Raw genomic sequence first — 1,531 nt, 5'->3', positions numbered from 1 at the left:
CGTTCGCCACGTGGACCGCCGCGACCGTGGGCATCGAGGGGGCGGACCTCGTCTCCCGCCGGAACTCCAAGCGGGCCGGGGGCGCGGTCCGCGAGCCGGACCGGGCCGTCGCCGTCGTGCGCGTGCGTCAGCCGCGCGTGGGCATCAAGGACGACTGGGACGGGTTCGGCCAGCGCCTGACCGCCACCGGGTCCGTGGTGCTCGACGACGCCGCGGCCGAGGAGCTGCTCGAGGTGCCGCGGCAGGACGGACCGGTGCCCGTGCTCATGGAGGCGACCCTGCTGGCGCTGCAGGCCGGGATCGGCCGGGCGGCGCTCACGGAGGGCACGCAGCTGCTGCGGCAGCGGCGCCGCACCTTCAACACCGGCACGGCCGCGCTGCCCAAGGACGACCCGCAGCTCCTCGAGATCATGGGGCAGCTGGCCGGGCGGCAGGCCGCGGCCGAGCTGATGGTGCGCGAGGTCGGGCGTCTGCTCGACGAGGGGGAGGACGGCGCCGACGGGGCCGGCCCGGCGGAGGCCGACGTCGTGGCGGCGTCCGCCGAGGCGATGGCGGCCGCGTACCGGGCCCAGGCCGTGGTGCCGGAGGCCGTCCTCGAGGTGTGCACCCGCATCTTCGACACGCTCGGCGCGTCGGCGACGTCGGCCACGCTGCGGCTCGACCGGCACTGGCGCAACGCCCGCACCCTCGCCACCCACGACCCGGCGGCGTTCAAGGTGCGCATGGCCGGCGACTGGCTCGTGAACGGCACCCCGCCGACCGCCTACACGTCGGCCGGCGAGGTCCCCGAGGGGGACTGACCCGACGACCGGGCGGCCGGACGTGCCGGGCTCAGGCCCAGCGGCGCAGGGCCCGGCGCTCCAGCAGGCCGAGCAGCCAGTCGGTGAGCTTGCCGAGCACGGCGAGCAGGATGATCGCCAGGATCAGGCGGTCCGTGCGTCCGTTGTTCTGCGAGTCGGTGAGCAGGAAGCCCAGGCCCATCGAGGAGGCGATCAGCTCCGCGGCCACCAGGAACAGCCAGGCCTGGGCCAGGGCCAGCCGCAGGCCGGAGAACACGGCCGGCACCACGGCGGGCAGCTGCACCGTCCGCAGCAGGGACAGCCCGTGGTAGCCGAAGGCCCGACCGGCCTCCACCAGGTGCGGGTCCACATGGCGCAGGGCGGCGTAGACGGTGGTGAACACCGGGAAGAACGCGCCGATCGCGATGAGGGTGACCTTGGACTCCTCGCCGATCTGCATCCACAGGATCAGCAGCGGCACCCAGGCCAGCGAGGGCACCGCGCGCAGCGCCCCGATCAGCGGGGCGAACAGCGCGTCCGCCCACCGGGACAGCCCGAGCGCGGACCCCACGGCCAGCCCGAGTGCGGCGCCGAGCAGGAAGCCCAGCAGCACGCGCTGGGTGGAGATCCCCACGTGCAGCCACAGGTCGCCCCGCTCCAGCAGGTTGACGCCGGCGCTCAGCACCGCGCCGGGGGAGGGCAGCTGCACCGCGGAGAGCAGCCCGGCGGCCGTCACCGCCCACCACAGCACA

General features: G+C 75.4%; 1 protein-coding gene and 1 pseudogene. One reads left to right on the top strand and one right to left on the bottom strand.

Going from position 1 to position 1,531, the window contains the following annotated elements; translation table 11 throughout:
- Positions 1–800: pseudogene (locus D8M29_RS11685) on the top strand (acyl-CoA dehydrogenase); the annotation flags it as partial.
- Between the two features lie 31 nt (positions 801–831).
- Here the strand turns inward: D8M29_RS11685 and D8M29_RS11680 are convergent.
- Positions 832–1,531: ABC transporter permease (locus D8M29_RS11680; protein WP_148111607.1), on the bottom strand; the 700-nt coding region annotated here is incomplete at its 5' end.

The sequence above is a fragment of the Micrococcus sp. HSID17227 genome (assembly GCF_003989405.1).
Lineage (GTDB): Bacteria > Actinomycetota > Actinomycetes > Actinomycetales > Micrococcaceae > Micrococcus > Micrococcus luteus.
This window is presented reverse-complemented; position numbering and strand designations above follow the sequence as displayed.